2 protein-coding genes and 1 pseudogene are annotated in these 1117 nt (G+C 65.1%); all 3 read left to right on the top strand.

Annotated features, from left to right (window positions below; genetic code table 11):
* Window positions 1–15: 15 nt before the first annotated feature.
* On the top strand, window positions 16–345 hold the full coding sequence (locus EOA36_RS35945) for a GlpM family protein (protein ID WP_127281281.1): 330 nt from the start codon (window positions 16–18) through the stop codon (window positions 343–345).
* Window positions 346–442: 97 nt separating this feature from the next.
* Complete coding sequence (gene nrdR / locus EOA36_RS35940) at window positions 443–922, top strand: transcriptional regulator NrdR (RefSeq protein WP_127281280.1); 480 nt, start codon at window positions 443–445, stop codon at window positions 920–922.
* Between the two features lie 2 nt (window positions 923–924).
* Window positions 925–1117, top strand: a pseudogene (locus tag EOA36_RS35935) (riboflavin biosynthesis protein RibD); the annotation flags it as partial.

Below are 1117 nucleotides of genomic sequence, written 5' to 3'. Positions count from 1 at the left end.
GCATAGGCGCTGCTCATGGATATCGTCTGGAAAGGCGTGGTCGGCGGACTGGTGACGGCCCTGATCGTCTGGGCGTCCAAGCGGGGCAATGTCCTGCCCGGCATCCTGCCGCTGGCGCCGACCTTTGCCGTCATCGCGTTGCTCGCCGTCGGCGCCAAGGGTGATCCGGGCGGGTTCCGCGATGCCTGCCTTGCCGGAATGAAGACGATTCCGGCCTATCTCGCCTTCCTCGGCGCCTGCTGGCTGTTCATCGACAAGGTCGACTATCGCCTGGCTGTTGCCGGCGGCATTGCCGTCTGGCTGCTTGCCGCGCTGGCAATCTTCCTCGCGCCTCGCTATCTCTGAGGCGCGGCAGGCGATCGAAGAAACAGAACTGCTTCAATCCGCACCGGAAAGGCTCTAAGCCTTTCACCTCACCAGATTCGCGAACCCAAGGCTCTCCATGCGCTGTCCCTATTGCCAGTCCGAAGATACGCAGGTGAAGGATTCGCGTCCCGCCGAGGACGGCGCGGCGATCCGCCGGCGGCGTGTCTGCCCCGATTGCGGCGGCCGTTTCACCACGTTCGAGCGCGTGCAGTTGCGCGATCTCGTGGTGGTCAAGAAATCGGGGCGAAAAGTGCCGTTCGACCGCGACAAGCTGTTGCGCTCCGTCGAGATCGCGGTGCGCAAGCGCAACGTCGACCCCGAACGCATCGATCGCGCCGTGACCGGCATCGTGCGCCAGCTCGAAAGCTCGGGCGAGACGGAAGTGGCCTCGGGTGAGGTCGGCCGGCTGGTCATGGATGCACTGAAGTCGCTCGACGATGTCGCCTATGTGCGCTTCGCCTCGGTCTACCGCAATTTCCGTGAGGCCAAGGATTTCCACGAACTGCTCGGCGAGTTGAAGGGGGACGAGGACAAGAGCGAAGAGGACGCCGGCTGAGCATGGCAGCACCGCAACGCAGCGAGGCCGAACAAGCGGCCCTTGACCGCCGTTTCATGGCCGCGGCCTTGCGGCTGTCGCGCAAGCACGCCGGCCGCACCTCGACCAATCCATCCGTCGGCACGATCATCGTGCGTGACGACGGCTCAGGCCCGATGATCGTCGGTACCGGCGTGACCGCGATTGGTGGCGGGC

The sequence above is a fragment of the Mesorhizobium sp. M8A.F.Ca.ET.021.01.1.1 genome (assembly GCF_003998025.1).
In the GTDB taxonomy this organism is placed as follows: Bacteria; Pseudomonadota; Alphaproteobacteria; order Rhizobiales; family Rhizobiaceae; genus Mesorhizobium.
This window is presented reverse-complemented; position numbering and strand designations above follow the sequence as displayed.